The 24953-nt window shown below is 64.9% G+C and carries 21 protein-coding genes; 6 read left to right on the forward strand and 15 right to left on the reverse strand.

Features of this window, described 5'->3' with window-relative positions; genetic code table 11:
* Positions 1-150 precede the first annotated feature (150 nt).
* Both mvaD and NGM29_RS17690 read right to left on the reverse strand, forming a co-directional pair.
* Positions 151-1137 (reverse strand): phosphomevalonate decarboxylase MvaD, encoded by a 987-nt coding sequence (gene mvaD, locus NGM29_RS17685; RefSeq protein ID WP_254158099.1) that lies wholly within the window; start codon positions 1135-1137, stop codon positions 151-153.
* Between the two features lie 93 nt (positions 1138-1230).
* On the reverse strand, positions 1231-2274 hold the full coding sequence (locus NGM29_RS17690; protein ID WP_254158100.1) for a coiled-coil domain-containing protein: 1044 nt from the start codon (positions 2272-2274) through the stop codon (positions 1231-1233).
* 179 nt (positions 2275-2453) lie between these two features.
* Between NGM29_RS17690 and nth the strand changes: the two genes are divergently transcribed.
* Positions 2454-3137, forward strand: coding sequence for an endonuclease III (nth, locus tag NGM29_RS17695; protein WP_254158101.1), 684 nt, complete (start codon positions 2454-2456; stop codon positions 3135-3137).
* Between the two features lie 43 nt (positions 3138-3180).
* Here nth and NGM29_RS17700 read toward each other — a convergent pair whose 3' ends face one another.
* Positions 3181-3390 (reverse strand): hypothetical protein, encoded by a 210-nt coding sequence (locus NGM29_RS17700; protein WP_254158102.1) that lies wholly within the window; start codon positions 3388-3390, stop codon positions 3181-3183.
* A 187-nt stretch (positions 3391-3577) separates the two neighbouring features.
* Positions 3578-4054, reverse strand: a complete 477-nt coding sequence (locus tag NGM29_RS17705; RefSeq protein WP_254158103.1) for an RDD family protein — start codon at positions 4052-4054, stop codon at positions 3578-3580.
* 490 nt (positions 4055-4544) lie between these two features.
* Here NGM29_RS17705 and NGM29_RS17710 point away from each other — a divergent pair, with 490 nt between their 5' ends.
* Entirely contained in the window at positions 4545-5741 is a 1197-nt protein-coding gene (locus NGM29_RS17710) for a S1C family serine protease (protein WP_254158104.1), read from the forward strand.
* Between the two features lie 118 nt (positions 5742-5859).
* Here the strand turns inward: NGM29_RS17710 and NGM29_RS17715 are convergent, their stop codons facing one another.
* The 5 genes from NGM29_RS17715 to NGM29_RS17735 form a co-directional block, all read right to left on the reverse strand.
* Positions 5860-7716 carry an FAD-binding protein gene (locus NGM29_RS17715; RefSeq protein WP_254158105.1) on the reverse strand — a complete coding sequence of 619 codons (1857 nt, stop codon included), beginning with the start codon at positions 7714-7716 and terminating at the stop codon, positions 5860-5862.
* Positions 7717-7724: 8 nt separating this feature from the next.
* Positions 7725-8624, reverse strand: coding sequence for a succinate dehydrogenase/fumarate reductase iron-sulfur subunit (locus NGM29_RS17720; protein WP_254158106.1), 900 nt, complete (start codon positions 8622-8624; stop codon positions 7725-7727).
* A gap of 1 nt (position 8625) precedes the next feature.
* Entirely contained in the window at positions 8626-8991 is a 366-nt protein-coding gene (locus NGM29_RS17725) for a succinate dehydrogenase/fumarate reductase transmembrane subunit (RefSeq protein ID WP_254158107.1), read from the reverse strand.
* Entirely contained in the window at positions 8991-9386 is a 396-nt protein-coding gene (gene sdhC / locus NGM29_RS17730; RefSeq protein WP_254158108.1) for a succinate dehydrogenase, cytochrome b556 subunit, read from the reverse strand. Before sdhC ends, NGM29_RS17725 begins: the two co-directional genes overlap by 1 nt.
* 173 nt (positions 9387-9559) lie before the next feature.
* Positions 9560-10639, reverse strand: coding sequence for a succinylglutamate desuccinylase/aspartoacylase family protein (locus NGM29_RS17735; RefSeq protein WP_254158109.1), 1080 nt, complete (start codon positions 10637-10639; stop codon positions 9560-9562).
* Between the two features lie 172 nt (positions 10640-10811).
* Here NGM29_RS17735 and NGM29_RS17740 point away from each other — a divergent pair, with 172 nt between their 5' ends.
* A complete protein-coding gene (locus NGM29_RS17740) occupies positions 10812-11561 on the forward strand; it encodes a GNAT family N-acetyltransferase (RefSeq protein WP_254158110.1) in 750 nt (249 codons plus the stop codon).
* A gap of 192 nt (positions 11562-11753) precedes the next feature.
* On the opposite strand, the gene NGM29_RS17745 is transcribed toward NGM29_RS17740, so the two are convergent.
* Positions 11754-15932, reverse strand: a complete 4179-nt coding sequence (locus NGM29_RS17745; protein WP_254158111.1) for a PAS domain S-box protein — start codon at positions 15930-15932, stop codon at positions 11754-11756.
* A gap of 236 nt (positions 15933-16168) precedes the next feature.
* On the opposite strand from NGM29_RS17745, the gene NGM29_RS17750 reads away from it, so the two are divergent.
* Together NGM29_RS17750 and NGM29_RS17755 are read left to right on the forward strand one after the other, a co-directional pair.
* Positions 16169-16519 (forward strand): DUF7344 domain-containing protein, encoded by a 351-nt coding sequence (locus NGM29_RS17750; protein WP_254158112.1) that lies wholly within the window; start codon positions 16169-16171, stop codon positions 16517-16519.
* Between the two features lie 429 nt (positions 16520-16948).
* Positions 16949-18439: a flippase gene (locus NGM29_RS17755; protein ID WP_254158113.1), complete on the forward strand. Its 1491-nt coding sequence runs from the start codon at positions 16949-16951 to the stop codon at positions 18437-18439.
* A 31-nt stretch (positions 18440-18470) separates the two neighbouring features.
* Here NGM29_RS17755 and NGM29_RS17760 read toward each other — a convergent pair whose 3' ends face one another.
* From NGM29_RS17760 to NGM29_RS17775, 4 genes are read right to left on the reverse strand one after another with little or no spacing between them, the layout of a single operon-like run.
* Positions 18471-19616, reverse strand: a complete 1146-nt coding sequence (locus NGM29_RS17760; RefSeq protein ID WP_254158114.1) for an ABC transporter ATP-binding protein — start codon at positions 19614-19616, stop codon at positions 18471-18473.
* Positions 19617-19641: 25 nt separating this feature from the next.
* A complete protein-coding gene (locus NGM29_RS17765; protein WP_254158115.1) occupies positions 19642-20547 on the reverse strand; it encodes a carbohydrate ABC transporter permease in 906 nt (301 codons plus the stop codon).
* A complete protein-coding gene (locus tag NGM29_RS17770) occupies positions 20547-21587 on the reverse strand; it encodes a carbohydrate ABC transporter permease (RefSeq protein WP_254158116.1) in 1041 nt (346 codons plus the stop codon). The genes NGM29_RS17765 and NGM29_RS17770 overlap by 1 nt, the downstream gene beginning before the upstream one ends.
* A 20-nt stretch (positions 21588-21607) precedes the next feature.
* Positions 21608-22924, reverse strand: coding sequence for an ABC transporter substrate-binding protein (locus tag NGM29_RS17775; protein ID WP_254158117.1), 1317 nt, complete (start codon positions 22922-22924; stop codon positions 21608-21610).
* A 161-nt stretch (positions 22925-23085) separates the two neighbouring features.
* Here NGM29_RS17775 and NGM29_RS17780 point away from each other — a divergent pair, with 161 nt between their 5' ends.
* A complete protein-coding gene (locus NGM29_RS17780; RefSeq protein WP_254158118.1) occupies positions 23086-23721 on the forward strand; it encodes a DUF4013 domain-containing protein in 636 nt (211 codons plus the stop codon).
* Between the two features lie 8 nt (positions 23722-23729).
* Here NGM29_RS17780 and NGM29_RS17785 read toward each other — a convergent pair whose 3' ends face one another.
* A complete protein-coding gene (locus NGM29_RS17785) occupies positions 23730-24932 on the reverse strand; it encodes an AGE family epimerase/isomerase (RefSeq protein ID WP_254158119.1) in 1203 nt (400 codons plus the stop codon).
* Positions 24933-24953 lie beyond the last annotated feature (21 nt).

A 24953-nucleotide genomic window follows, 5' to 3' on the forward strand; every position in this document is an offset into this window, starting at 1 on the left:
TGTTCACCGCGAGCGGGCCGACGAGCGACCAGCGGGGGCGAGGAGTGCTTTTGGTCCAGCTTTTGCCGAGGGACGACGCGCTGTGCGCCAGCTACGCTGGCGTCAGCGCGTTAGATCGCAGCGCAAAAGGTGGGTGTAGAAGGTTGGTTTCTAGAACAAGTGGTCGTCTTCGTCCTCGAGCAGCCGCGAGGGGCCGCCGACGTCCCACGTGGTGGTCGTGACGCCGGTCTGGGCGATGGCCTCCTCGACGGTTTCGGCGTGTTCCTCAGTGGTGTTGACGTAGACGCTCGCGCCGGTATCAGTCGAGAAGTACGCCGGGATGCCTTCCTCCTCGCGGAGTTCGCGGACGGTGTTGAAGATGGCGAGGGTGGCCGGTTGCCAGTAGACCCAGCCCTCGGGTCCGGTCATCGTCGTCGCCGCGAGGCTAAGCGAGTCGTGTTCGGCCAGTTCGAACGCCTGGTCGAAGTCGTCGTTTCGGAGCGCGTCGCGCATCTTCGCGATCTGGCCGTGGATGTGGGCGTTTCGCGCCTGGAACATGTGGCTGTCGGCGGCCTCGTCGTGGGCATCCTCGGTCTCCTTGTGGTAGGGGACGAGCCCGACGACGATCTTCAGATCCTCGTGGAGGTTGCTCGGGACGCGCCGAGAGCGACAGTCCTCGTCGTTCATCCCGGTATAAAGTTGGGAGAACGCCCCCGTCACCGACCGGGCGGCCGAGGCCGAACCCACGCGGGCGATGGTCGAGATATCTTGCAGGGAGGCGTCGAGCTCGGCGGCCTCCGCGAGGGCACGGGCCGCGGCCGCGAAGCCCGACGACGACGAGCCGAGGCCGACGTTGGAGGGGAAACTGTTCTCGCTCTCGATGCGAACCGGGTAGACGGTGTGAGCCGCGTCTGACATATTGCGGGCCTTGTCGACGACGGCTTCGAGACGCTCGAAGCCCCGTCCCTCGAGTTCCTCGCCGTCGACGACGTAGACGTCCTCGTCGTAGTCCATCGAGAACTCGACGGTGGTGCGGGTGTGACTCGGGGCGGTGCAGACGCTGATGCTGTCGTGATACGGGAGTCGCTCGATGTCGTCGCGCATCCCGTGGTACTTGATCAGGCCCTGGATGGGGTGGGCCATCGCCGTCGCTTTCATACCCCCACAGGTGTGTGACGACCGCTTAAAGGTCACGGCATCGGTGTGGTCGCCGAGTGCGCTCGTTCGTAGCCGTCCCGACCGACGCCTCGCTCACTGAAACGCGTGCTGTAACGACTGGCGCCACTCCTCGGCCTCGGCCGCCGTCGCCTCGAGTTCGTCGACCCGTCCCTCGAGGTCGTCGAGGTCGGTCTCGAGCGCGCACCGCAGGTCGTCGATCCGCTCGTCGGTCGCCGTCTCGAACGTTCCGAGGTCGGACTCGAGTGAGTCGAGGTCGTCCGCGACGGCCGTCCGCACGTCGGCGATCGAATCGTCGACGGATTTCTCGAGGTCGCTCACGTGCGTTTCGAGTTCCTCGACGTCCTCGGTCAGCGAGGCGTCCACCGACTCGAGTTCCGCGAAGAGGTCCTCGCGCAGCGACGCCAGCCGATCGTCGACGTGCCGTTCGACGGCGTCGATTCGCTCCTCGAGTTCGTCCGCCCGCTCGTCGATCCGTGCCTCGAGCGCCGTGCGGTCGGCCTCCCGCTGGGCGGCGATCGAGTCGAGTCGGTCCGTCAGATCCTCCTGACGCGCATCGAGGTTCTGGACGGTCTCGAACTGGGCCTCGAGGCCGTCGGCGAGGGTGTCGGTGGTCGCACCGATCTCGGCGACCGAATCCTCGAGCGAGTCCCGCGCGGCCTCGAAGTCGCCACGGAGTTCCGCCGTCTCCGTCCCGACGTACTCGAGGCGGGAGTCGAGGCGCTCGAGCGTCTCCTCGAGTCCGTCGACGCGCTCCTCGAGTACCTCGTCCGACGCCCCGAGGTCGGTGACGTTGGACTCGAGCGCCTCGAGGTCCGTTCTGGCTGCCTCGAGACCGTCCTGGACCGCTTCGAGGACGTCATCGGCGGTCCCATTCTCGTCGAAGAACTCGCGCATGGCGTCGGTGTACGCTTCGAGTTCGGTCAGCGACGACTCGACGTGCTCGAGGCGGACCTCGTTGCTGGTGGCGGTATCGATGTTCAGGGCCCGCCTGAGCGCATCCCGCCTGGCCCCGCCCTCGTCCGTGCTGAGCTGGGCGAGCAGGGCGTCGAGCAAGTCGTCGCCGAATCTGTCGTACGGTTCGTCCGGAATCGTGAGTGGTTCGTTTGCTTCGGTCATGACCTGAGTTTCCCCGTCTGTCGCGTGCCAGGTGGCCCGCTCACCTGGTGGACTCCCCCCGGAGCCTTTTCGAGAGACTCGAAGTGGAGGATGATAAGAGTGTCCCTCAGTTTGCATTTCTGCAACTCGTCATCGCGGAACCGAACGCCTGAAATGGTCGCTCTCGAAACTCCCAGGCGATGGGAACCCCTCTCGAGACTCGCCAGGAGCAGGCCGCCGAGGTGGTCGACCGCCTCGAGCACGAGTACCCCGACTCGACTATCTCACTTCGGTACTCGAACCGCCTCGAGTTGCTGATCGCGGTGATCCTCTCGGCGCAGTGTACCGACGAGCGCGTCAACCAGGAGACGAAGGAACTCTTCGCGACATACGAGACACCGGAGGACTACGCGAACGCGCCCCAGGAGGAACTCGCCGACGCTCTCAGTTCGATTACGTACTACAACAACAAGGCAAAGTACATCCGTACCGCCTGTGAGAAAATCGTCGACGAACACGACGGTGAGGTCCCCGACACGATGGCCGAACTTACGGATCTCCCCGGCGTCGGTCGCAAGACGGCGAACGTCGTCCTCCAGCACGGGCACGACGTGGTTGAGGGGATCGTCGTCGACACCCACGTCCAGCGACTCTCGCGACGACTCGGGCTGACCGAGGAGGAGTACCCCGAGCGAATCGAGCAGGATCTGATGGCGATCGTTCCCGACGGATACTGGCAGCAGTTCACCCACCTCTGCATCGATCACGGGCGCGCGGTGTGTTCGGCCCGGTCGGCCGACTGCGAGGCGTGCGTCCTCGCCGACATCTGTCCGTCGGAGAAAGGGGACAGCGAGATCGACCTGGCGTCTGGCGAGCCGTGGTGACTCGTGGTGAATTGCCGGCAGTCCTGAACTGAGAGCCTCGAGTTCACCGCGTAATCCAGGACACGTACCACAGCAGCGCGCCGCCCGCCAGCCCACCGATGAGGGTCGCGAGGGCGACGACCGGAAGCGACGCACCACCCTGAAATGCCATCGTGGCCCCCGAGAGGGCGACGAGCAGTAAAAATCCGAGTTTGAGGCGGCGACCGCCCGACACGTCGCCGGTTTGGCGCGGTCGTCGGCGCGGGCCACTCATGGTCGCACCCGGTTAGCCGATCCGCGGATTCCGCACTCGTCTCCGTACTCGCGCTCGACCTCGAGTCCACGACTGCGCTCGACGAAACGGACGCCACTCATACGCTACCGCTGGTGCTCGAGGGGCAAAATCGCGTCGGGATGGCGACGGTCGCGCCTCGACTCACCTGGGCCGGTCGCGTCTCGGATCACTCGGGCGGAACGTACGTCACGCCCGCGGGTTCGTCTTCCTTGGGAGCCTCGACGACGATCGTCGAGGACAACCTGTTGAACAGCCGCACGTACTCGCCCTCCATGGCGATCCAGCCGATCAGCGCGTCGAGCGGGAGCAAGAACGCCTTGCCAAAGCTCTCGAGCGCCGCCGTGGGGTAGTCGATCGGGTCGCCACGCTCGTCGGTGACCGCGATGTTCATTACGAGCTTGCCGGCTGACTGACCGTTGTACCCCTCGAGGGCGGTCCAGTAGAGCCAGATTCCGAGGCCGTTGACGCCGAGAAACGAGGGCGAAAACGACAGGTCGCCGGTGACGAGCGAGAGCGTCCCGACCGCTTCGCCCAGACCGGAGAGGGCCGCACCTACGATGAGTACGTCGATCAGCCACGCCCAGAAACGATCCTCCCAGGACGCGAGATGGAGCGCCCTCTCGGTTGCCGGCGTCTCATCCATGACCCGTATACTGGCCGGTGTGAAGTTATCAGTACCGTTCGATGATCGTCGCGTGACCCACCGATATCGAGGGCGACGTGGCGATAATTCTCGGCTAGCTCGAGTTGCACGCCGCGCGAAACCGGATGCCGACGGTACCGATCCAGCGACCGGTGACCAGGGCGACCGCCTCGAGGAAAAACAGAACGAAACAGATCGGTAGCGGTGAACCTTCGGCCCGTCGCCCCCCCCCCCCCACCCCACCCTCGAGCCCGTCATCGCTAGCGTCTTCGTCGAGCGTTCGGTCACCACAAGTCCCAATTACCGCGGGAGGAGGGCGCAATGGGTGATTCAGCGCCGTTAAATTTCCGCGAAAGCACACCGTCGAAATGACCGGTTAGCACGTTCCCTGCTTCGACTTCGGAGATCCGTCCGGCGAAATTGATCGTGAAGGTACCGTTCCGGTGAAACGGTCGTGTCGGTTTATTCGTCCCCCTGTATCCTCACCGGTATGCTATCTACCGTACGAAGCGTCGTCGTAGCACTCGTCGTGGTGACGGCGCTCATCGCATTCGCGGCCCCCACGAGTGGACTGACGAGCGAACGCATCTCAGATTCAGAGAGGGATGCTGACGCCGCCGCAGCACTCCCACTGGAGGTCCAGGACGAACGGAACGAATCGGAGGCGACCTGCGACTACGTCTCGCTGTACGAGGAGACGACGCCCGGAATCGTCCAGGTCCAGGTTCGACCGGCGAACGCGACCGACGGTGAGGCCCCCGGAGGTGGCGGCGGTGGCGGACTCGGATCCGGGTTCGTCTACGCCGAATCGAACGCCACGGCCGACGGAAACGAGACGATCTACGTCGTGACGAACCAGCACGTCGTCACGGACCAGACCAACGTGACCGTCGAGTTCGAATACGGCGAGTCTCGCGACGGCGAGGTCGTCGGTACGGACGTTTACAGCGATCTCGCGGTCGTCGCCGTCTCCAGTCCCCCCAAGTCGGCAGAGGTGCTACCCGTCGCGTCTGAACTCCCGCCCCCGGGTGAACGCGTCGCCGCGTTCGGTAGCCCGTTCGGCCTCGAGGGGACGATCACCGAGGGAATCGTCAGCGCAGTCAATCGATCGATGCCGCTCCGGCAAGGCTTTACCATCCCGAACGCGATCCAGACCGACGCACCGATCAACCCGGGTAACAGCGGCGGTCCGCTCATCACCTGCGACGGCGAGGTCGTCGGCGTCAACCGGGCCGGGGGCGGGGAAAACATCGGCTTTGCTATCGGCGCTCATCTGCTCGAGCGGGTCGCCCCATCCCTGATCGAGACCGGCGAGTACGCCCACCCGTACCTCGGCGTGTCGACCGTCGACGTCTCCCCGTCACTGGCGGCGGCGAACGACCTCGAGTCGACTACCGGCGCCTACGTTCACCAGACGGTTCCCGACGGACCTGCGGCCGAGGTACTTGAGGGAACCACTGAGGGCGAGACGGTCAACGGGACCGTCGTCCCCGTCGGCGGCGACGTGATCGTCGCGATCGACGATCAGCCGATCAGGAGCGGCGAAGAACTCGTTGGCTACCTCGTCTCCCAGACGGAACCCGGGGACGAGATATCGCTCACCGTGCGTAGCGGCGGAGAGGAGGAGACGGTTAGCGTCACGCTGGGCGAGCGGCCAGAACCGGAAACGGGAGCACCGAGTCCGTAGCAGCAGGTCGGAGTCGAAGCCGAGGTCGAAGTCGAGTGCAAATCCCCGGTTTCGATAGCGTCCTGGATACCGTCGTCGAGCGAGAAGGGTATAACCGCAGAGGCGAGTCGAAAGCCGATCAGTAACTGCGAACCTTCGGCTCGTAGGTCTTGTCCTCGCCCTCGAGGATCGTGGGCCGGTACCAGATCGACGGCTTGCCGCCGTTCCAGGAGATCAGCGTGTGCTTGAGCCAGTTCTCGTCGTCGCGGACCTGGTTCTCGAGGCGCCAGTGGGCGCCGCGGAACTCGTTGCGCACGAGCGCGCCCAGCGCGATCGTCTCGGCGACGTCGATCAAGTTGCGCGTCTCGTAGGTCATCTGCAGGTCCGTGTTGAACGTTCGCGAAGGATCCTCCACGTAGACGTCCTGGTACAGTTCGCGACACTCCTTGATCGCCTTCAGGGCGCGTTTGAGGCCCTCTTCTTCGCGGAAGACGTTCACGTCCCGAGTCATCGCCTTCTGCAGTTTCGCGCGGATGTCGGCGTGTTTGACGCCGTCGTCGCGTCCCATCAGGTGCGCGACGCGGTCGCGTTCGACCTCGACGGCTCGCTCGAGGAGGCCGTCGGCGTCGGTCACCTGGCCGGAGCCGTCGGCGGCGACGTCCTCGCTCTCGCTGGCACCGGCGGGATCGAGCCCCGCCTCGCCGGGCGTCACGGGGAGGTCGGCGTCGGTCTCGTCCTCGACGTCGTCGCCGTAACCGGTCTGGATCTCGGCTTCGCCGAGGTCCGCGCCGGCGGCGTGGGCGCCCGCGCGCTTGCCGAAGACGATGAGTTCGGGCAGCGCGTTCCCGCCCAGGCGGTTCGCACCGTGAACGGAGACGCAGGCGCACTCGCCGGCGGCGTAGAGGCCGTCGATGCACGTCTGGCCGTTCTCGTCGGTCTCGATGCCGCCCATCTCGTAGTGCTGACCGGGCTTGACCGGCATCGGTTCGACGAGGCCGTCGACGCCCTCGAAGTCCTCAGCCAGGTGCAGAATGTTCTCGAGGCGGTCGAGGATGCGCTCCTCGCCGAGGTGACGCATGTCGAGGTGGACGTACTCGTCGTTGACGCCACGGCCCTCGTTGACCTCGGTCAACTCGGCGCGGGAGACGACGTCGCGGCTCGCGAGTTCGCCGGCGTTGTTCGCGTAGCCGTGTTCGAACATGAATCGCTCGCCGTCCTCGTTGTATAGGATACCGCCCTCGCCGCGGACCCCCTCGGAGATGAGGACGCCCGTGCTCGGGAGCGTCGTCGGGTGGAACTGGACGAACTCCATGTCCTCGAGCGGGACGCCCGCGCGGTAGGCGATCGCCTGGCCGTCACCCGTACAGGAGACGGCGTTGGTGGTGTGATCGAACGCCTGGCCGGGGCCGCCGGTCGCGAGGACGACGCCCTGGCGGGCCTTGAAGCCCTGGATCTCGCCGGACTGAACGTCGTAGGCGACGACGCCGTGGCAAGTCCGGTCGTTCGGGTCGGGTTCGTCGCTGACGGCGAGGTTCATCACGAACCACTCGTCGTAGACCTGGATGCCGCGCTTGACGACCTGCTCGTACATCGTGTGGAGCAGGTGGTGGCCGGTCTCGGCGCCCGCGTAGGTCGTTCGCGGGAACGAGAGGCCGCCGAACGGCCGCTGGGAGACCGTGCCGTCGTCCTCGCGGGAGAAGGGCATCCCCCAGTGCTCGAGTTTGATCGTGTCCTCGGGGGCGTCTTTGGCGAGGGTCTCGATGGCCGGGGCGTCGCCCAGGTAGTCCGACCCCTTCATGGTGTCGTAGGCGTGGAGTTCCCAGTCGTCACCCTCCCGAAGGGCCGCGTTGATGCCACCTTCGGCCGCTCCGGTGTGGCTGCGGACCGGGTGGAGTTTCGTGACCATGGCCACGTCTGCTCCCGCCTCGTGCGCTGCGACCGCCGCTCGGAGGCCGGCACCGCCGGCGCCGACTACGATGACGTCGTGTTCGTACATGATTTCGGTTACCAGAACTTCAGGTTCTTCTTGACCGCTTCACGCTTGAGCTCCTGAATGTGCTCGGTGAGCGGGATGTCCTTCGGGCACACCACCGTACAGGAGAACTGGGTCTGACAGCGCCAGACGCCGTGTTCCTGCTCGAGGATGCGCAGTCGGTGCTCCTTGATCTCCTCGTCCTCGCGGTCGTCCATCGCGAACTTGTAGGCCTTGTTGATGGCCGCGGGACCGAGGTACTGGTTGTCGCCGGCGGCGATGTTACACGAGGACATACACGCTGCACACCAGATGCACCGGCTGGACATCTTGATCTTTTCGCGGTTCTCGCGAGTCTGGCGTTGCTCCTCGAGGTCGCCGTCGGGCAGGTCCTCCTGCTGGAAGTACGGCTCGACGGCGTGCATCTGCTCGTAGAAGTGCTCCATCTCGACGACCAGGTCCTTGACGACCTCCTGGTGAGGGAGGGGTTCGACGCGAACCGGCTGCTCGAGCGCCGAGATCTGCGTCTTACACCCGAGGCGCTGGCGGCCGTTGACGAAGAAGGCGTCGGAACCACAGACCGCCTGGCGACAGGAGTGGCGGAACGTGAGCGAGGAGTCGAACTCGTCGCGCGCGTAAATGAGCGCGTCGAGGACGGTCATCCCCTTCGTGAAGGGGACGTGAAAGTCGTCGAAGCGCGGTTCCTGCTTGGCCTCGACTTCGGGGTCGTACCGGAACACCTTGAGGTGGACGGAGTCCTCCTCGAAGTCCTCGGTCTCGGCAGCCCGTTCGCGGTCGACTCGCGCAGAATCCTTGCGCTGGAGTCGCTGTTGTTGTGGCGAGGTCAGGCCGCTCATCTCCTGGTCGGCCGGTACCTCCTGTGTCTCCGGTTCGTCCGGTTCGCTCTGTTGTTCTTGCTGTTGCGTACTCATGTTACATGAACCCCTGCATGACGAGTGCGACCCAGATTCCCTGGGCGATCAGTGCGCCCCCGGCGATCACGAGGATCGCGAGGACGACCTTCTTCGACGTGCCGGTCAGTCCTTGATTGACCAGCGCGTTGTAGACGCCGTTGACGCCGTGGAACGTGGCCGTGATCAGGAACAGGACCATCGTGAGGAAGTAGCCGACGTTCTCCATGCGCTGTTGGGTGCCGGCGAACTCAATCTCCCAGGCGTGGTTGACGAAGTGCAAGAGGAAGAAGTGAAAGGCTAACACGACGATCAGGAACGCCGCCGTGACGCGCTGGAGGAACCACGCGGTCCCGCCCGGCGCGAAGGAAGAGTAGCGTTCCGCCATTAGAAGCCCACCTCCGTCATGAACGTCGGGACGCTCGCGACCGTAATCGCGCCCGTGAGGAGCAAGGAAAGGTAGAACGTCTTGTCCTGGGCCTCGAGGCCGACGCCCAGGTCGACCATCAGCAGGCGGATCCCGTTGAGGATGTGGAAGACGGCGACCGCCAGCAGGCCGACCTCGAGCAATCGGACGAGGAACAGTGCTTCGAGTCCCTGGAGGGTGTTGTTGTACGCTTGTTCTCCCGAAATGGCGCTACTCAACACCGCGATGTGGGTAAACAGGTAGCCGATCAGGATCCACCCGGTGAACTTGTGGAAGATCCACGCCCACATCCCAGCCGAGAACTCCTTCCAGCGACCGAAGTCCTCGATGAGGCCGCGATTGTAAGACTGACTCATGCGCTCATCTCGAGGGTTGGACTGTGGGGCTATAGAAGTTACTTTTATCCTGCCGTGTCGCCCGCCGCGAGCGGCGGGTCGTCTGGCGCCATTCGCGCCGGTTCGATCGAGGGGCCGAATACGTTCGGGTGCGCTCGAGAAACCGAATACGTTCGGGTGCGCCCGAGCAGCGGCTACTCGAGGGTCTCTAAGAATGGGTCCTGTCGTTCGATTTCGCGCTCGAGGGCGTGCAAGATGGTGTCGTCTAGTTTGACGAGGTGACACAGCGGATTGCCGGGGTAAACCACTGGATTCTCGAGGACGCCCACGAGCAGGCCCGTGAACGGCGCTTCGACCGTGACGATGACGTCTTCTTCCTTGAACGGGTTGGTGATCGCACAGATCGTCTCCCCTTCCCGGACAAGGTCGCCGCTCGAGTGTTTCATGTCGACGATGCCGCCGGCGTCGGCCCGGAGCCAGGTCTTCTCGCCCGCGTCGTCGATGATTACGCGCCAGCCGGGCCAGTGGACCGAAGAGTCGGGGTGGAGACCGAACTCCGCGAGCACGCTCGCGACGCCCGTGAGCGACCGGTCGATGAGCTGTCGCTGGAAGCGGTGAGCCTCCCCCATCTCGACGGTGATCGTCGGGACCCCGGCGTCGGTCGCCTCCCGGCGGAGGGTGCCGGACGGCCCCTGCCCGGCGATGATGACGTTGGAACTGAACGCCTTCGCGAGCCGTTCGACGTCGGCGTCGTCGATATTCGCCCGCACGTGGAGCATGTTCGTTCGGCCGCGGGTTGACGTGTGAAAGTCGATTCCGAGGTCGCAGGGCTCGATGAAATTTGTGAAAATCCGGTGAGCCATCCGCCGCGCGCTGGTGCTGTCCTCCCGGCCGGGAAACGACCGGTTCAGGTCCCGGTCGTAGATCGGCAGGTACCGCTCCTGGGCCAGGAAGCCCGGGACGTTCATCACGGGGAGACAGATCAGCGTCCCGTGGAGGTCGGCGTGGTTCCAATCGTGGGCCACCTCGCGGACGACCTCGATGCCGTTCAGTTCGTCGCCGTGGGCCGCCGCCGACAGGAAGACCGTCGGTCCCGGGTGGGTGCCGTTGATGACCGTCACGGGGATGCGGACCGGATCGCCGAGGTATGTCTCGCTGATTCCGTATCGAATGTTCGCCGACTCACCCGGGTCGACGCGTCCACCGTTGTAGGTGAACACGTCCTCGCCGGGCCCGCCGTCGGCCGAACTCGAGTCGGCGCGATCCTCGCTCATAGTCGGCAAGAAGAGGGGGATCGGTATAACTGGTGTGACCTACTTCGGCCCGCGGCGATCGCGTCTATTGACGAACCGATCTCCAAATTCCTAGTGTCGGACCGCTCTCCAACACCTTCGCGCGCCGTCACTCGAGCAAGAAGTTTTCTAGGAGGCCGTGGTAGCGGCGGGTATGGACCTACGCGAAGCCACGTCCGCGGACAGCGACATAATCCGGTCGGTCGCACAGCACTCGCTCGCCGAGTCCTACACCCACTTTCTGGACGACGAAACTATCGACGAGGCCGTCGGGAACTGGTACGGCGACGACCTCGAGGACGCGGTCGAACGCGAACACGAGGTGTACGTCGTCGCGGAGGACGACGGCGAGACCGTGGGGTTCTCCCAGAGCGAACTCGTCGGCGAGAATCACAGCGTCGGGCGCATCGAGTGGATTCACGTCGATCCGGACCACCGCGGGAGCGGAATCGGCCCGCGGCTGCTGGCTCGCACGCGCGAGGCCCTCCTCGACGCCGGGGCGGAACAGATTCAGGGCGTCGTCCTGGAAGCGAACGAAGTCGGCAACGAGTTCTACGCCACCCACGGGTTCGATCGAGTTGGCTCCCGCGAACTCGAGGTCGGGGACGAGACCCACACCGAGAACGTCTACGTCGAGAGCGACCACGACGACGACACCTGGCGCGCGCTCGAGACGATCGATGACGACGGGCAGACGCGCTACGTGAGCTACGGGGAACCGGCGCGCGGATCGAAGGCACCCTTCTACACGGTGTATGCGAACGAGACGGCGAGCAAGCGATACGGCTGGTTCTGTGGCAACTGTGACTCGCTGGACAATGCGATGGATTCGATGGGACGGATCATCTGTAACAGCTGTGACAATCGGCGGAAGGCGACGCGCTGGGACGCGTCGTATCTCTGATCAAGTCCGTGTTTTCGTTCTCGTTCTTGCTCTGGTTCTGACTCTCGTTCTGGCTCGAGCGCAGTCGTCGTGTATACCAGCGACGGGCGGTCGTGTATTCCGGTGGTTGGCCGCCGAGTATTCCGGCAACCGGCCGCTGTTTCACTCGAACCCATCGACCCGCTCGCGGCTCCACACTCCTCTCGAGGTCGGTTACCCTTCGGCCTGCACCTCGTTCGAGAACAGCGAATCGAGCACTTTCCGTTCGGCCTTTCGGAGGTGCTGATGGAAAGTCGGGGGCGCCACGTCCAGCGACGCCGCGACGTCTTCGCCCGACGATTCGCGCGGCCACTCGAAGTAGCCCGCGTGATAGGCGGCGTTCAGGGCGGCGCGCTGTCGGTCGGTGAGGTCCGCGACGAGCTGGCGCTGGATACGCTGCGGGTCGTCGTGAGGTCGGGTAATCTGTCTCCTTCTGACCATTTCGACGTTCGGGTAGGACGCCTCGACGGCGTCGATCACCCGTCGCACGTCGACGGTCGGGGCGAGGTGGATTGTCATCCGATAGTCGCCGTCTTCGATGACGACCCGTTCGACGACACCGCCGAGGGAGGCGACCACCGAGAGCACCGGTGGGCTAGACAAGCGGAGCACGAATCCCGTCGGAGAGCCCGCCGAGCGGAAGGTTACGTCCTTCCAGTGGGGGATGGCTTCGGTGAGGCCGGCCACGCCGTCGACTGCGTCCGGCGTCGCGGTGCCGTAGACGAGGTACTCGTCGTCTTCGATCTGAACCGCCTGGTCGAGCGTGATCGTTCCCGCCGTCTCGACGGGTGCCTCGACCGTCGCGAAGATGTCCTGAATCCGGAACTCGAGTTCGACGAGTTCGTCGCTCATGAGGGCCTGTTTCCGATCGGCAGCGGCAATCGCGTGTCCGACGATTTCGCCGAGTTGGCCGATCAGCGCGCACTCCTGGCCCTCGAACGCATTCGCTCGTTCCGCGTAGACGTTCAGGACGCCGTACACCGTTCCCTCGTGAACGATCGGGACGACCGCTGACGATCGGAAACCGTAGGGCTCGACGCGGTCACGCCAGGGGTCGTAGCGAGCGTCGGTATCGATGTCCTGCGTCGTCTGGATCTCGCCCGTTCGGAGGGCCCGACCGGTGGGCCCCTCGCTCCGGTCGTCGTCGGCATCGACGGTGATCGTGACGCCGTCGAGGTACCCGTCGACGCCGGCTTCGGTCCGCAGGTTCACCGTCTGAGTGGTGTCGACGTCGCCGATCCAAGCGAACAGATACGAGTCGGATTCGGCGAGGTGCTCACAGACCGTCGCCTCGATCTCTTCGCGCGTGGATTGGTCGATGACGGCGTCGGTGATCTCCCTGACGACCTCGTTGAGGCTGTTCAGGGCCGCGAGTTGCTCGTGTTGGCGCTTGAGCGCGCGTTCGTTGTTCACCCGCTCGTAGGCCGCCTCGGCGTTTGTCGCCAGTAACGCCACCAGCCGACGAGTGCTCGCATCGAGCCCGTCGACCTCTCGCGAGCCGGCGATGAGCACCCCCTCCGATCCAAGCGGGACGAAGAGACCGGCGCGCATCTCGGTTTCCTCGGGTGATACCTGCAGGAACGGCGACTCGAGGACGTTCTCGTAATAGCGGTTCTCGCCGCAATCGAACACGTGACCCGTGAGGCTCCTCTCGTCGAGCGAAACGACCGGAAAGTCGTCACGCATGAACCCGGATTCGGCGGAGGAACCACCAGGAACGAGTCGGTTGCGGTCGTCGTCGTAGTCGTAGACCACGATACCGGGGAGATCGAGGACCTCCTGGGCCGTTTCAGTCAGAGTTTTACCAATGGCCGACGCCGTGTCGGCGGTGAGGAACCTGCGCGAGGATTCGTACAGCGCCTCGAGCCGATTCTCGTGGCGCTTTCGCTCCGTGATGTCCTGGGACATTCCCATGGCAGCGAACACGTCGCCGTCGGCGTCTCGAACGGGCGCGAAGAAAAACTGATAGACGCGGTCGTCTACCGTCTCCTCGAACGTGGCGCCTTCGCCCTCGAGTGCGGCCTCGTAGCGGGGGACGACGACCTCGGCGATCTGCTCGGGAAGTGCGTCCTCGAGCAGATCGCCTTCGAGGGCGCCTCTGGTCACGTCCGTCGTTCCTTCTGGCGTCCCGCCGAAGGTGACGTAGCGGAGGTCCTCGTCGACGAGGGCGACTGCACCGTTGGGGAAGTGGTCGACGAGCGTCCGGTAGCGACGGCGCACTTCCTCGAGTTCCCGTTCGCGTTCGACGCGCTCGCTGATGTCTCGAACGGTCCCCACGCGTCCGGTCGACCCGTCGTCGAACTCGAACACCTCGAATCGGCTCTCGACGTCTATCGAGGTGCCATCGGCCCGGTGGATAACCTCCTCGAGGACGGCGAACTCCCGATCGCCCGACTCCAGTTCGGTCTGTTTCTCGTCCGCCAGGTCGACGGACTCCGGACTGAAGACGGTTTCGGCGGGTTCTCCGACGAGTTTCCCCCGGTCGTACCCCGTCATCGACAAGAACCCGTCGTTCACCATCTTGACCCGGTGGTCGTCGTCGAGGATGTAGACGCCATCGTCGATCGTTTCGACGGCGCGTTCGTACTGCTCGAGTTCCCGCTCGCGCTCCTTTCGATCCGTGACGTCGGCGACGACGCCGACCGCGCGAACCGGGTCGCCGTCCTCGAAGAAAAACTCGCCGCGAGCCCTGATCCAGCGCAGTTCGCCGTCCGCACCGAGGATGCGACACTCGAACGACCACTCGCCGCTCTCGAACGCGGCCTCGAACTGTCGTTCGACGCGGTCGCGGTCGGCCGGGTGAACGTGCTCGAGGAAACGCTCGAAGCTCCAATCGTCGACGGGGTCCTCGTAGCCGAAGATGCGGTCGTGGCGAGGCGACCGCTCGGGGGAGGCTTCGGTCTGCAGGTCGAGTTCCCAGGCGCCCAGTTCGCCAGCCTCGAGCGCGAGACGGAGGCGTTCTTCGCTGTCACGGAGCGCCGTTTCGGCCTCCTTTCGCTCCGTGATGTCCTGGAAGTAGATCGACAGTCCCGATTCGGACGGGTAGGCGACGTCGCGGTACCAGGCATCGAATGGCGGATAATAGGCATCAACGACGGTCGGTTCCTGCGTTTCCATCGCCTCGCGGTAGGCGACTTCGAAGTCGGTCCCGGAGAGGCCGGGGAGCGCCTCCCATATCGGTTCGCCGAGGAGGCCCTCCTCGTTCCGGTCGAACATGGCTGCCGCAGTGTCGTTGAGGTAGGTCAACTCCCACCGCTCGTCGACCGCCATGAACCCGTCGCTAATCCGTTCGAACACCTCGTCGAGTTCGGTTCGCAACTCCTCGTGCTGGCGCTCGAGCTGGCGTTGCTTTCGTCTGAGACGCGAGACGTCCCGCCCGGCGATCACGACCCGTTCAACGATCCCTTCTTCGAGCAGTGGCGTAGCCGTGACCGAAATCCACCGCCGCGTTCCATCCGAGCCCTCGCGCGTCACGAGACGATCAGAAACCGATTCGCCGGTCTCGACCGCCCGCGATACCGGATTGTCCGTGGCCGTAAGCGGATTGCCGTCGAGGCCTGCGACGTCGAAGTCGTCGACGGTGAGTCTCGAGACCTCGGTGGTCTCGACGTCGAGGTGGTTTCTCGCTCGAGTGTTGATCCGTTCGACCGTCCCATCCGCTTGAGCGACCGCGAGGCCGACCGGCGCCGTCTCGAGGAGCCGCTCCGTGAGGTCACGCTCCTGGCGCAGCTCTCGTTCGCGCTTGCGGCGGTCGGTAATGTCGTGGACGACCGCCGCGTACCCCCGGAGCGAACCGTCGTCCCGAACGGCCTCGAGTTTGACGGCCGCCCAGAATCGCGACCCGTCCGCACAGACGCGCCACCCCTCGTCCCGAATCAAGCCGCGTTCGGACGTCCGCTTCAGGTGACGGTCCGGAACGCCCGCCTCGCGGTCGTCGTCGGTGTGGAGTACCGAGAGATGCTCGCCGATGATCGCGTCGGGTTCGTATCCGAAAGTGCGCTCGGCGCCCGACGTCCAGAACCGGACCGCACCGTCGACGCTGAGGGCGAAGACGGCGGTCTCCTCGACCGATTCGAGGAGCGTCTCGATCGCGTCAGGGCTATCGCTCGGCCAGTCGGTGAGCGTCTCGTCGGTGGCAGACGTCCGCGTCGGCCGCCACCACACACGGGCATTCGCACCGACCTTCTTCGTCTCGAGGCAGTCTCGCTCCACGAGCCGTTCGAGTCTGGCGTACGTACTTCGCCGACCGAGATCGAGCACCGCAGCGACCTCGGGGGTCGTCCACGGCTCGTCCGACCCGTCGAAGACGGCGAGCGTCTCGCGAAGGCTGTCGGTCAGCGGCTCCGGCTGCATGCAACCGGTTACCAGCGTGACGTGCATCAATGTTCCGTCGATGGAGTCTCCCTCGTCACCGGCAACCAACTGCGGGGAGTGGTGATTCCGACTGTAACGTTCACCTCGAGAAGAGAGACGCCACTCGCGCCCCCGGTGCGGAGACCTAATCACTTATAGTGTGACCTTACAGCCGTCGGTACCGTCAGCCCTACAAGTGCTGGCAAACTGCGCTGCTGGCCGGCCGGAGCGAATCAATGTCACAGCCAAATATGATGGACGAACGTGCGCGCTCAATTGATCTCACCACGAGCGATCGCCATCGATTGCTTGCCGACGACAGACGACGGCTGGTGCTCGACATTCTCGCCGGAACGACTACGCCAGTCGATCTCGAGGAGCTGGCCGCCGGTATTGCAGCTCGCGAGGATGGAGTCAACACACCCGACGAGGGGGGCGCCGACCGCGTTGCGACTACCCTCCACCACCATCACCTCCCCAAGATGGCCGATATGTACGTGCTCGAGTACGATCCGAAGACGAACGTGATTCGGCCATCGGGGGTTTCGCTCGACGACGTCCGTCCTGGCGACATTGACATCGAGTAATCGATCCTCTCGGGTTCTCGCGACGATCAGTCACCGGACAGTCGTCGCGCTCGTCGGCGTCGCCGCGTAGGGTCTGCTTACTGGCCACTGCTCGAGTTCGTACGTCGGTTTTGAGCCCACCCACTGACGGCCAAAGGCGTTCTCGAACCTGCCGTCGGTAGCCCGTTCGTTCGAGGTCGAACGGACCGCATTACAAACCACTATTCAGGCATTGGACTCGAGCGACCGGTGGGTTCGACGCCGACTGTCGACCGCTGGGCCGCCTCGTGTCGGTGGCCGTCGACCGCCACAAACCAGAATCGACCAGTCGCACGGACGACGGCCGCCTCGCGATGCCGCCGTCTGCCCGCTGTCACGACCCATATATCGTCTCCCACCCACTGTCACGACCCACACATCGTCTCCATCCACTATCACGACTTTCATACAATGAGTTCACGCACGCTGAATCACATCGTACGCGGCTTCAAGGCTATGCTCGTCGCTCGAGCGATCTACATGGGCTCGAGCGCGGTGCTGATGGTCGTTCTGGCGCGATTCCTCCTCGATCCCGACGGCTACGGCACGCTGTTCTGGGCGATCGGCGTGCTGAGCGTCGTCCAGTTGATCGCCGGCGGTGGCCTCGGGAAGTCCGCCGCGCGCTACCTCGCCGAGTATCGGGAGAAGGCCCCCGGCCAGATTCCTCGCGTCCTCGAGTTGACCGTCGCCGTGCAGGTGCTCTGCATCGCGGTCGTCTCGGTCATCCTGCTCTTTGGCCACGATCGGATCGCCGCGGTACTCGGCGACGGGGCCGTCGCGCCGTTTCTCGCTGCCGGGGCCGTCTACGTCCTGGCCATGTCGTTCCACGGCCTCGCTATCATCACTTTCCAGGGGTTCAACATGCTCGGGTACAGCGCCGCCGTCCAGGCGATCGGCGGCGTCTCGCGGCTCCTGTTCGCCGTCGCGTTCGTCGTCGCCGGCTTCGGCGCGCTCGGGGCCTTCTTCGGCTACGTCGTTGGCTACGCCATCGCCGCCGTCTTCGGGATTACCGTCCTCTACCTCCAGTGTTATCGCGCCTTCGAGCGAGCGTCGTCGTTCGAACCGGGGCTCCCCCGCCGGGTGCTCGAGTACAGCGTACCCCTCACTGCGACCCGGGGGGCGAACGTCATCGACAAACAGATCGACATCGTCCTCGTTGGGTTCTTCCTCAACCCGGTAGCCGTCGCCTTCTACACCCTCGCGAAGCAGGTCGTCGATTTCGTCCTCGCGCCAGCGGATTCCCTCGGGTTCACCATCTCGCCCAACTTCGGCGAACAGAAGGCCGCTGGCGACATCGAGTACGCCCGAACGCTCTACGAGACGGCGCTGACGAACACGCTGTTGCTCTACGTCCCCGCGGCCGTCGGCCTGGCCATCGTCGCCGAGCCGTTCGTGACCCTCGTCTTTGGCGGCGACTACGCCGGCGCCATCCCCGTGTTGCAGGTGCTCTGTGTCTTCGTCGTCCTGCAGGCGATTACGAACCTCACGAGCGACAGCTTAGATTACCTCGGACGCGCTCGCGCTCGAGCGATGGCCAAAGGCGGAACCGCCCTCGCCAACTTCGGGCTCAACGTCGTCCTGATCCCGACCATCGGCGTCGTCGGCGCAGCCATCGCGACGGTCGCCACCCACTCGATTTACGTCGGCGTGAACCTCTACGTCGTCCACGCCGAACTCTCCTTGTGCCTCGAGGAACTCGCGGCGACGGTCGGGAAAATCGTCGCTATCACCGGCGTCATGGGGCTGCTGGTCGTCGTCCTCGCGCCCTTCATCTCGAGCCTGGGCATGCTGTTCGCGAGCATCGCCGTCGGCGTGGCCGTCTGGGCCGGACTCGCCTTCGCCAGTGGGTTGATCGATCCGCAGGACGTGCGAACGGTGCTGGGCTCGGGGAGCGACGTCTGACTAGAAAATCCGTGTCGATGCGGCGAGCGGGTCAGATCCGCGGTTCGAGCAACTCGTCTTCGTCCTCGATCTGACGATTGTGCAGCGCCTGCCCGCTCGAGCGATCGAACAGGTGAATCGCCGACTCCGGGAGCCGCGCCGCGTACCGCTCGCCGTCGCGCATGAGGCGCATCCCCTCGGTGATCGCGTTGATCGACAGGTCGGTCTCCGCGAACGTCGCCAGCAGGTTGTTCTCGTTGCCCATCGGCTCGACGACGTCGACCTCGACCGGGAAGTCGTGAACGCTGCCGCCCGACTCGAGCAGTTCGACGTCCTCCGGACGAATTCCGAGGATGAGGTCGGTCGTATCGCCGAGGTCCTCGCGGACCGTCGACGAGAGTGGGTACTCGAGGGAGGTGCCCTCTAGAAGGAGTCGATCCTCCTCGAGCGTCACGTCGAAGAAGTTCATCGCCGGCTCCCCGATGAAGCCCGCGACGAAGAGATTCTTCGGACGGTGATAGCACTCGAGGGGCGTCGCGACCTGCTGGAGTTTTCCGTCGTCCAGGATGGCGATTCGATCACCCATCGTCATCGCCTCGGTCTGGTCGTGGGTGACGTAGACGGTCGTCACGCCCAGGTCGTTCTGCAGGCGCTGGAGTTCCATGCGCATCCCCGACCGAAGTTTGGCGTCGAGATTCGAGAGCGGTTCGTCCATCAGGAAGACGGCGGGATCGCGAACGATCGCTCGGCCCAGCGCGACGCGCTGTTGCTGCCCGCCGGAGAGTTCGCTGGGTTTACGATCGAGCAGGTCGGCAATCTCGAGCAGTTCCGCGGTCTCCTCGACGGCGGCGTTCATCGCCGTCTTGTCGAGGTCCGTGGACTCCTCGAGGCCGAAGCGCATGTTCTCCCGGACGGTCATGTGCGGGTACAGCGCGTAGCTCTGGAACACCATCGCGATGTCCCGCTGCTGGGCCGGGACGTGGTTGATCCGTTCGCCGTCGATCGAAATCGTGCCGTCGGAGACGGTCTCGAGGCCGGCGATCATCCGGAGCGTGGTGGATTTCCCGCAGCCGGATGGGCCGACGAGGACGAGGAACTCGCCGTCGTCGATGTCGATCGAGACGTCGTCGACCGCGACGATCTGGTCGTCGCCGTCGTCGAAGCGTTTCGTTACGTTGTCGAGTGTGAGGTTGGCCATTGGTTAGTGTGGTTGGTGTAGTCGGTTACGATGCACCCGTGATTCCCTGGGCGAACTGGCGGCCGAAGATCACGTAGATGAGAATCGTCGGCAACGCGGCGATGAACGCGCCGGCCATCTGAATGTTGTACTCCTGGGCCAGCGATCCCTGCAGTTCGTTCAACGATTGGGTAACGACGTAGTTCGAGCGCGAACTGACGAGGACGAGCGCGAACAGCAGGTCGTTCCAGACCTGGGTGAACTGGTAGATGAGCGTCACCGCGAACATTGGCAGCGACAGCGGGAAGACGATCCGCTTGTAGATACCGAACGCGTTCGCACCGTCGATCTTCGCCGCTTCGATCATATCGTCGTCCATCCCCTTGTAGTACGATCGAAACAGGATCGTACAGATCGGAATTCCGTAGGCGGTGTGCGTGATCGTCAGTTCGATCAGGTCCACCCGCTCGGCGAGGAAGGGCGCAAACGAGAGCAGGTCGGCGAGACCGACCATCGACCAGAACTGCCGGAGCGGCACCAGTACGGACTGATACGGCAGGAAGACCCCCGCGAGGAAGATTACGAGGACGCCGACCTGGCCGCGCCAGGAGAGCTTCGTCAGGCCGTACGCGGCGAGGCTGCCGAACAGCGCCGACAGGACCGTCGCCGGAACGACGAACGTGACGCTGTTGAGGAGTCCGCCCTGCAATCGGCCGAACGCCTCCTGCCACGGCGCGAGAGTGAACCACTCGGGAGTTGGCGGGATCAGCGGCGTCGTCTGGACGAAACCGGCGTCGGTCTTGAACGCGGTCGTCATCCCGCCCCACAGCGGTGAGAGGTAGAACGCGATCAAGCCGACCAGGACCACGTAGAGCGCGATTCGCTGGGTGTCGAGGCGCTCGAGCGTTCCGTCGGGCGTTTCGTCGGCCGTTTCGGATTCGACGAGTGCCATTACAGATCACCTCGTTTATACTGCAGATACAGGTACGGACCGACGACCGTCAGCGCTAGCAGGAAGAGGACGGTCGCAACGGCCGCGCCGTACGCCCACTGAGTCCGTGAGAAGGCCACCCGGAACATCATCACTGCGAGGATGTCCGCGGATCGACCGGGATTGTCCCCGAACATGACGTAGATGAAGTCGAACGCTTTCAGCGCGAACACCATCAACACGACTGCCGCGGACGTCGTCGCCGCGCTCAACTGGGGGACGATGACGCGCAAGTACATGCGGAACGTGCTGGCTCCGTCGACTTTCGCCGCCTCGTAGTGGGCGTCCGGAATCGCGCGAAGCCCGGCCAGGTAGACGACCATCGCGTAGCCGCTGAACTGCCAGGTCAGCGCGAAGATGATCGCCGCGAGCCTGGTGTCCGGGTTGCCGATCCAGTTTCTCGTGAGGAAATCGAGCCCGAGCCCCCGGAGGACGACGTTGATCGTCCCCGTCGTTGGGTTGTACATCCACGCCCAGAAGATGGCCGTGACGACGAACGACAGCGCCATCGGCAGCAGGTAAATCGTCCGGAACGTGTTCTCGAATCGGATGTTCTGGTCGACGAGAATCGCCAGAACGAGCCCGATCGCGAGTGAAACGCCCGTAAACGCGACCAGCAGGACGACCGTGTTCCGGAACGCTGCCCTGAACGATTTATCGTCCGGCATCTGGCGGTACATATCGAGCGACAGGTCCGTGTAATCGGGCTGGAGCAGACTGCTCCAGTCGGTAAGCGAGATGAGCAGGTTCCAGCTGATCGCCCCGTAGACGAACAGGCCCATCAGTAGCGCCGGCGGGAGCCAGAACGGGATCGCCTGGACCGCCTCGCTGTGACGGAGTCGGGTCCAGCGACTGGTGCGCCCGCTCGCGCTTGTACTCGTGCTCGAGGCGCCGCCGTCGGTTCGGACGGGTCGCTCGTCGGTTCGTTCCTCCTCGGAATCCGCCGCTTCACGACGCCCGCGAGCGAGACGCGTCAGTGTTCGACGTATGTCAAAGTCCATGAACTAGATTCAGTGAGTTCTCAGAAGATGTCGATCAGTTCCTGGGTCGTCTCGTCCGGGTCCCAGTTGTCGGTGAAGACCGCGAACGCCTCCTGAACCTCACTCGCCTGGGCTGGCTGGAGCCCGCTCCCGTGAGCAATCGACGTGACCTGCTCGTCGGAGTCCTGGAAGGCCGACATCTGGTCCTGCAGGAACGGCGGGAACTCGTCGGTCGGCACGTCGGTTCGCGGCGGGATCGAACCCTTCGGGGGGTTGAACCGCTCCTGGGCGTCGGCCGTCGAACAGTACTCGATCCACGCCTCGGTCGCGTCCGGGGTGGGGTTGTTCGCCGGCATGACGAACGAGTCCATCACGAGCGTGTAGACGCCCTCGGTGCCGGGGAAGGCGGCGTAGTCCCAGCCTTCGCCGTACTCGAAGTCCTCCGCGGTCTGGTACTCGCCGGCCGCCCAGTCGCCGTTGTGGTGGAACGCCGCGTCGCCGGTGATCACGGCGTTGTTGGCCTCGTCCCACGAGACCGTACCTGCGTCTTCGTTGAAGTACTCGCTGTAGTCGGCGACCAGCGACAGCGAGTCGTTGATTTCGCTCTCGAGGTCGGACGCGTTGCCGTCGAGGAACTGCTGGAACGTGTCGACGCCGTGCTGGCCGGTGAAGACGACCTCCCACAGCTGGAGGGTGCCCCATGGCTCCTGGGTCTGCTGGGCCATGCCGACGTACCCCGCGCTATCGACCGTCTCGAACGCCTCGAGTAGCCCCTCGGGGCCGTCGATGCTCTCGACGTCGACGCCGGCGTCGTCGAGCACCTCGACGTTGTAGAAGACGTTGTTCAGTCGGTGGATGTTGATCGGGACCGAGACGACGTCGCCGTCGATGGTGGCCGCCTCCACGACGCTGTCGAGGTAGGCGTCCTGGGCGCCGTCTTCGTACAGTTCGCCGACCGGCTCGAGCGCGTCGGCTTCCGTGTACGTCCTGAGCGCCTCGCCAGGCCAGATCTGGAACGTTCCCGGTGGCTCTTCGTCGATCACGCGAGCCTGGATCGTCTGGTCGATCCCCGAGCCAGCGCCGCCAGGAGCCGGGTTGGGGCCAGCGGTGAAGTCCGTGTTCTCCTCGTACCCGTCGACGAGTGCGTTGAACGCTTCCTGTTCGCCGCCGGCGGTCCACCAGTGGACGATCTCGAGGTCGCCGTCGCCACCACCGTTCCCGTTCCCATTCCCGTTCCCAGTCGCGTTCCCGTTTCCATTACCCTCCTCATCGTCCGCACAACCGGCGAGGGCAGCGGTACCGATTGCCCCGGTCGTCAACAGATACCGTCGGCGGGTAACTCCGTTATGGTCTCCCATGCTAGCGGGAACTGTGCTAAACAGGTTAATAAATGTGTGTATCTTTCACTCGATAGTGAGTTTATTTTGCAGATGTCCGTTTCGCGGGGGGTACGACCGGACGCAGTGGACGTCCGTCGGCTCTCGGAAGAGGTAAAGCCCGGCGAACGGGACTGACGAGCATGGACGATGCGCTCGCGTATCCGTTCCGCGGCGACCACGCCGAGACGTCCCTGGTCGCCGCCTGGCTCTGCGTCCTCGTCCACGTGCTGGTCGTCCCCGTTCTCCCGCTCGTGGCGCTCCTCGGGTACGTCGTTTCGGTGCTCGTTCTCGGTTCCGAACGCGACCCACCGCCGTTTCTCGAGCGCACCGTTCTTCGCCAGGCGCTAGGCGCCGTCGGAATCACGATCGCCTACGGGGCGATCCCCCTCGTGATCGCGCTCTCGACGGTTCGATTGCTCACCGAGTCAGGCGAGGTGCCGACCGGTGGCGGGACGTTCGCCGTCCTCGTGGGCTCGACGGCGGTACTCGCGATTCTCGGTATCGCCGCCTACCTCCTGCCGATCGCCCTCGCGAACTACGGGCGAACCGGATCGCTGCGCGCCGGGTTCGCAGATATCGTCTCGGTCGCCAGTCACGGCGCGTACTTCGTCGGCTGGGCCTCGGGGATCACGCTTTTGCTCGTCGGACTCGCGCTCTCGAGCGCGCTGGTCTCTCGCGACGGTGTCGCCCTCGTCGCCGGCACTCTGATCGGCGCCTACGCGGTGCTCGTCTCGAGTCGGCGGATCGGCCGCGGGTATGCCGCGGGTCGGCAGTAGTCGGGCCTTCAACTGGTACCGAACGCCGGCGGCTCGTCCTCGAGCGCCCGCATCGCGAGCCAGCAGTTCGTCAGCGGGTGGTAGCCCGGTTCGACCGCCGGCCCACGGTTCGGACCGTCGCGCTCGTGGGCGCGCGTGAGTCGAGCGTACCAGTTGCCGTACTTCGGATTGATCAGGTGCTCGCGCGAGTACGCCCAGAGGCGATCGTACCACTCGGCGTAGGCGTCGTCGAACCGGCTCAGCAACGCGCTCGCGCCGATGGCCTCGATGTGCACCCAACCGTACTTGTCCGCGACAATCGGCTCGCCGTCGTCCTGGACCGTGTAGTAGAGCCCGCCGTGCTCGTCGTCCCAGCCGAAGTCGACGGCAGCGTCGAACAGTTCTCGGGCACGCTCGAGGAGCCAGCCCTCCGATCGATGGTCGGCGAGCAGCGCGAGCAACTTCGCCCACTCGGCGTGGTGCCCCGGCTGGTAGCCGGGGGGCCGGAACTGGTGGGCCGGCTGATCCTCGTTGTACGCGAGATCCGGTTCCCACTCCTCTGTGTAGTGCTCCCAGAGCAGACCGTCGGTCGCACTCGTCACCTCGCGGGTGAACCGATCGGCGACGGTGTACGCCCGCTCGAGGAACCGCTCCTCGTCGGTCGCCTCGTAGGCCGCGAGCAGCGCCTCGCAGGCGTGCATGTTCGCGTTCTGGCCGCGGTAGGGCGAGAGCGAGTCCCAGTCGGGCGTTGCTCGGTCGGCGTACAACCCGTGTTCGGTCTCGTAGAATCGCTCCTCGAGCACGTCGAACGCGCGCTCGAGTTCCGCGCGGCCACCGGGGATGCCGGCCTCGTGGGCCCGCGCCCCGGCGAGCAGGACGAACGCGTGCCCGTAACAGTAACGGGTGCGGTCGGTCGGCTCGCGACAGTCGAGCTGCCAGTCGTACCCCTCGCGCTCGTCGTCCCAGTGGACGCTCGACAGGAACTGGAGGCCGTGTTCGGCGGCGTAGCGACACCAGTCGGGTCCATTCTCGAGGACGCCCAGGCTGAAGTTGTGGACGCCGCGGGCCGCGGCCACGAGGTGTCTCGTCCGCGCGTCGTAGACGTAGCCGTCCCGCTCGTCGACCTGAGCGGCGTACCCGCCCACCACGGTGTCGATCATCGCGGGATAGTAGAACTGCAAGACGTCCCGGAACTGGTGGAACAGGCCGGCTCGAGTGCGGTAGACGTTCATGGCGGAGCCTACCGGGCACGG

The organism is Natronosalvus rutilus (genome assembly GCF_024204665.1).
Lineage (GTDB): Archaea > Halobacteriota > Halobacteria > Halobacteriales > Natrialbaceae > Natronosalvus > Natronosalvus rutilus.

Bases quoted from the DNA above. Each gene is read 5' to 3' on its own strand.
- nth (WP_254158101.1), top strand. From the start codon at position 2,454: ATGGGAACCCCTCTCGAGACTCGCCAGGAGCAGGCCGCCGAGGTGGTC.
- NGM29_RS17780 (WP_254158118.1), top strand. From the start codon at position 23,086: ATGGACGATGCGCTCGCGTATCCGTTCCGCGGCGACCACGCCGAGACG.
- sdhC (WP_254158108.1), bottom strand. From the start codon at position 9,386: ATGAGTCAGTCTTACAATCGCGGCCTCATCGAGGACTTCGGTCGCTGG.
- NGM29_RS17770 (WP_254158116.1), bottom strand. From the start codon at position 21,587: ATGGACTTTGACATACGTCGAACACTGACGCGTCTCGCTCGCGGGCGT.
- NGM29_RS17785 (WP_254158119.1), bottom strand. From the start codon at position 24,932: ATGAACGTCTACCGCACTCGAGCCGGCCTGTTCCACCAGTTCCGGGAC.
- NGM29_RS17745 (WP_254158111.1), bottom strand. From the start codon at position 15,932: ATGCAGCCGGAGCCGCTGACCGACAGCCTTCGCGAGACGCTCGCCGTC.
- NGM29_RS17735 (WP_254158109.1), bottom strand. From the start codon at position 10,639: ATGAGCGAGGATCGCGCCGACTCGAGTTCGGCCGACGGCGGGCCCGGC.
- mvaD (WP_254158099.1), bottom strand. From the start codon at position 1,137: ATGAAAGCGACGGCGATGGCCCACCCCATCCAGGGCCTGATCAAGTAC.
- NGM29_RS17725 (WP_254158107.1), bottom strand. From the start codon at position 8,991: ATGGCGGAACGCTACTCTTCCTTCGCGCCGGGCGGGACCGCGTGGTTC.
- NGM29_RS17740 (WP_254158110.1), top strand. From the start codon at position 10,812: ATGGACCTACGCGAAGCCACGTCCGCGGACAGCGACATAATCCGGTCG.
- NGM29_RS17710 (WP_254158104.1), top strand. From the start codon at position 4,545: ATGCTATCTACCGTACGAAGCGTCGTCGTAGCACTCGTCGTGGTGACG.
- NGM29_RS17765 (WP_254158115.1), bottom strand. From the start codon at position 20,547: ATGGCACTCGTCGAATCCGAAACGGCCGACGAAACGCCCGACGGAACG.
- NGM29_RS17750 (WP_254158112.1), top strand. From the start codon at position 16,169: ATGTCACAGCCAAATATGATGGACGAACGTGCGCGCTCAATTGATCTC.
- NGM29_RS17775 (WP_254158117.1), bottom strand. From the start codon at position 22,924: ATGGGAGACCATAACGGAGTTACCCGCCGACGGTATCTGTTGACGACC.
- NGM29_RS17690 (WP_254158100.1), bottom strand. From the start codon at position 2,274: ATGACCGAAGCAAACGAACCACTCACGATTCCGGACGAACCGTACGAC.
- NGM29_RS17705 (WP_254158103.1), bottom strand. From the start codon at position 4,054: ATGGATGAGACGCCGGCAACCGAGAGGGCGCTCCATCTCGCGTCCTGG.
- NGM29_RS17720 (WP_254158106.1), bottom strand. From the start codon at position 8,624: ATGAGTACGCAACAGCAAGAACAACAGAGCGAACCGGACGAACCGGAG.
- NGM29_RS17760 (WP_254158114.1), bottom strand. From the start codon at position 19,616: ATGGCCAACCTCACACTCGACAACGTAACGAAACGCTTCGACGACGGC.
- NGM29_RS17755 (WP_254158113.1), top strand. From the start codon at position 16,949: ATGAGTTCACGCACGCTGAATCACATCGTACGCGGCTTCAAGGCTATG.
- NGM29_RS17700 (WP_254158102.1), bottom strand. From the start codon at position 3,390: ATGAGTGGCCCGCGCCGACGACCGCGCCAAACCGGCGACGTGTCGGGC.
- NGM29_RS17715 (WP_254158105.1), bottom strand. From the start codon at position 7,716: ATGTACGAACACGACGTCATCGTAGTCGGCGCCGGCGGTGCCGGCCTC.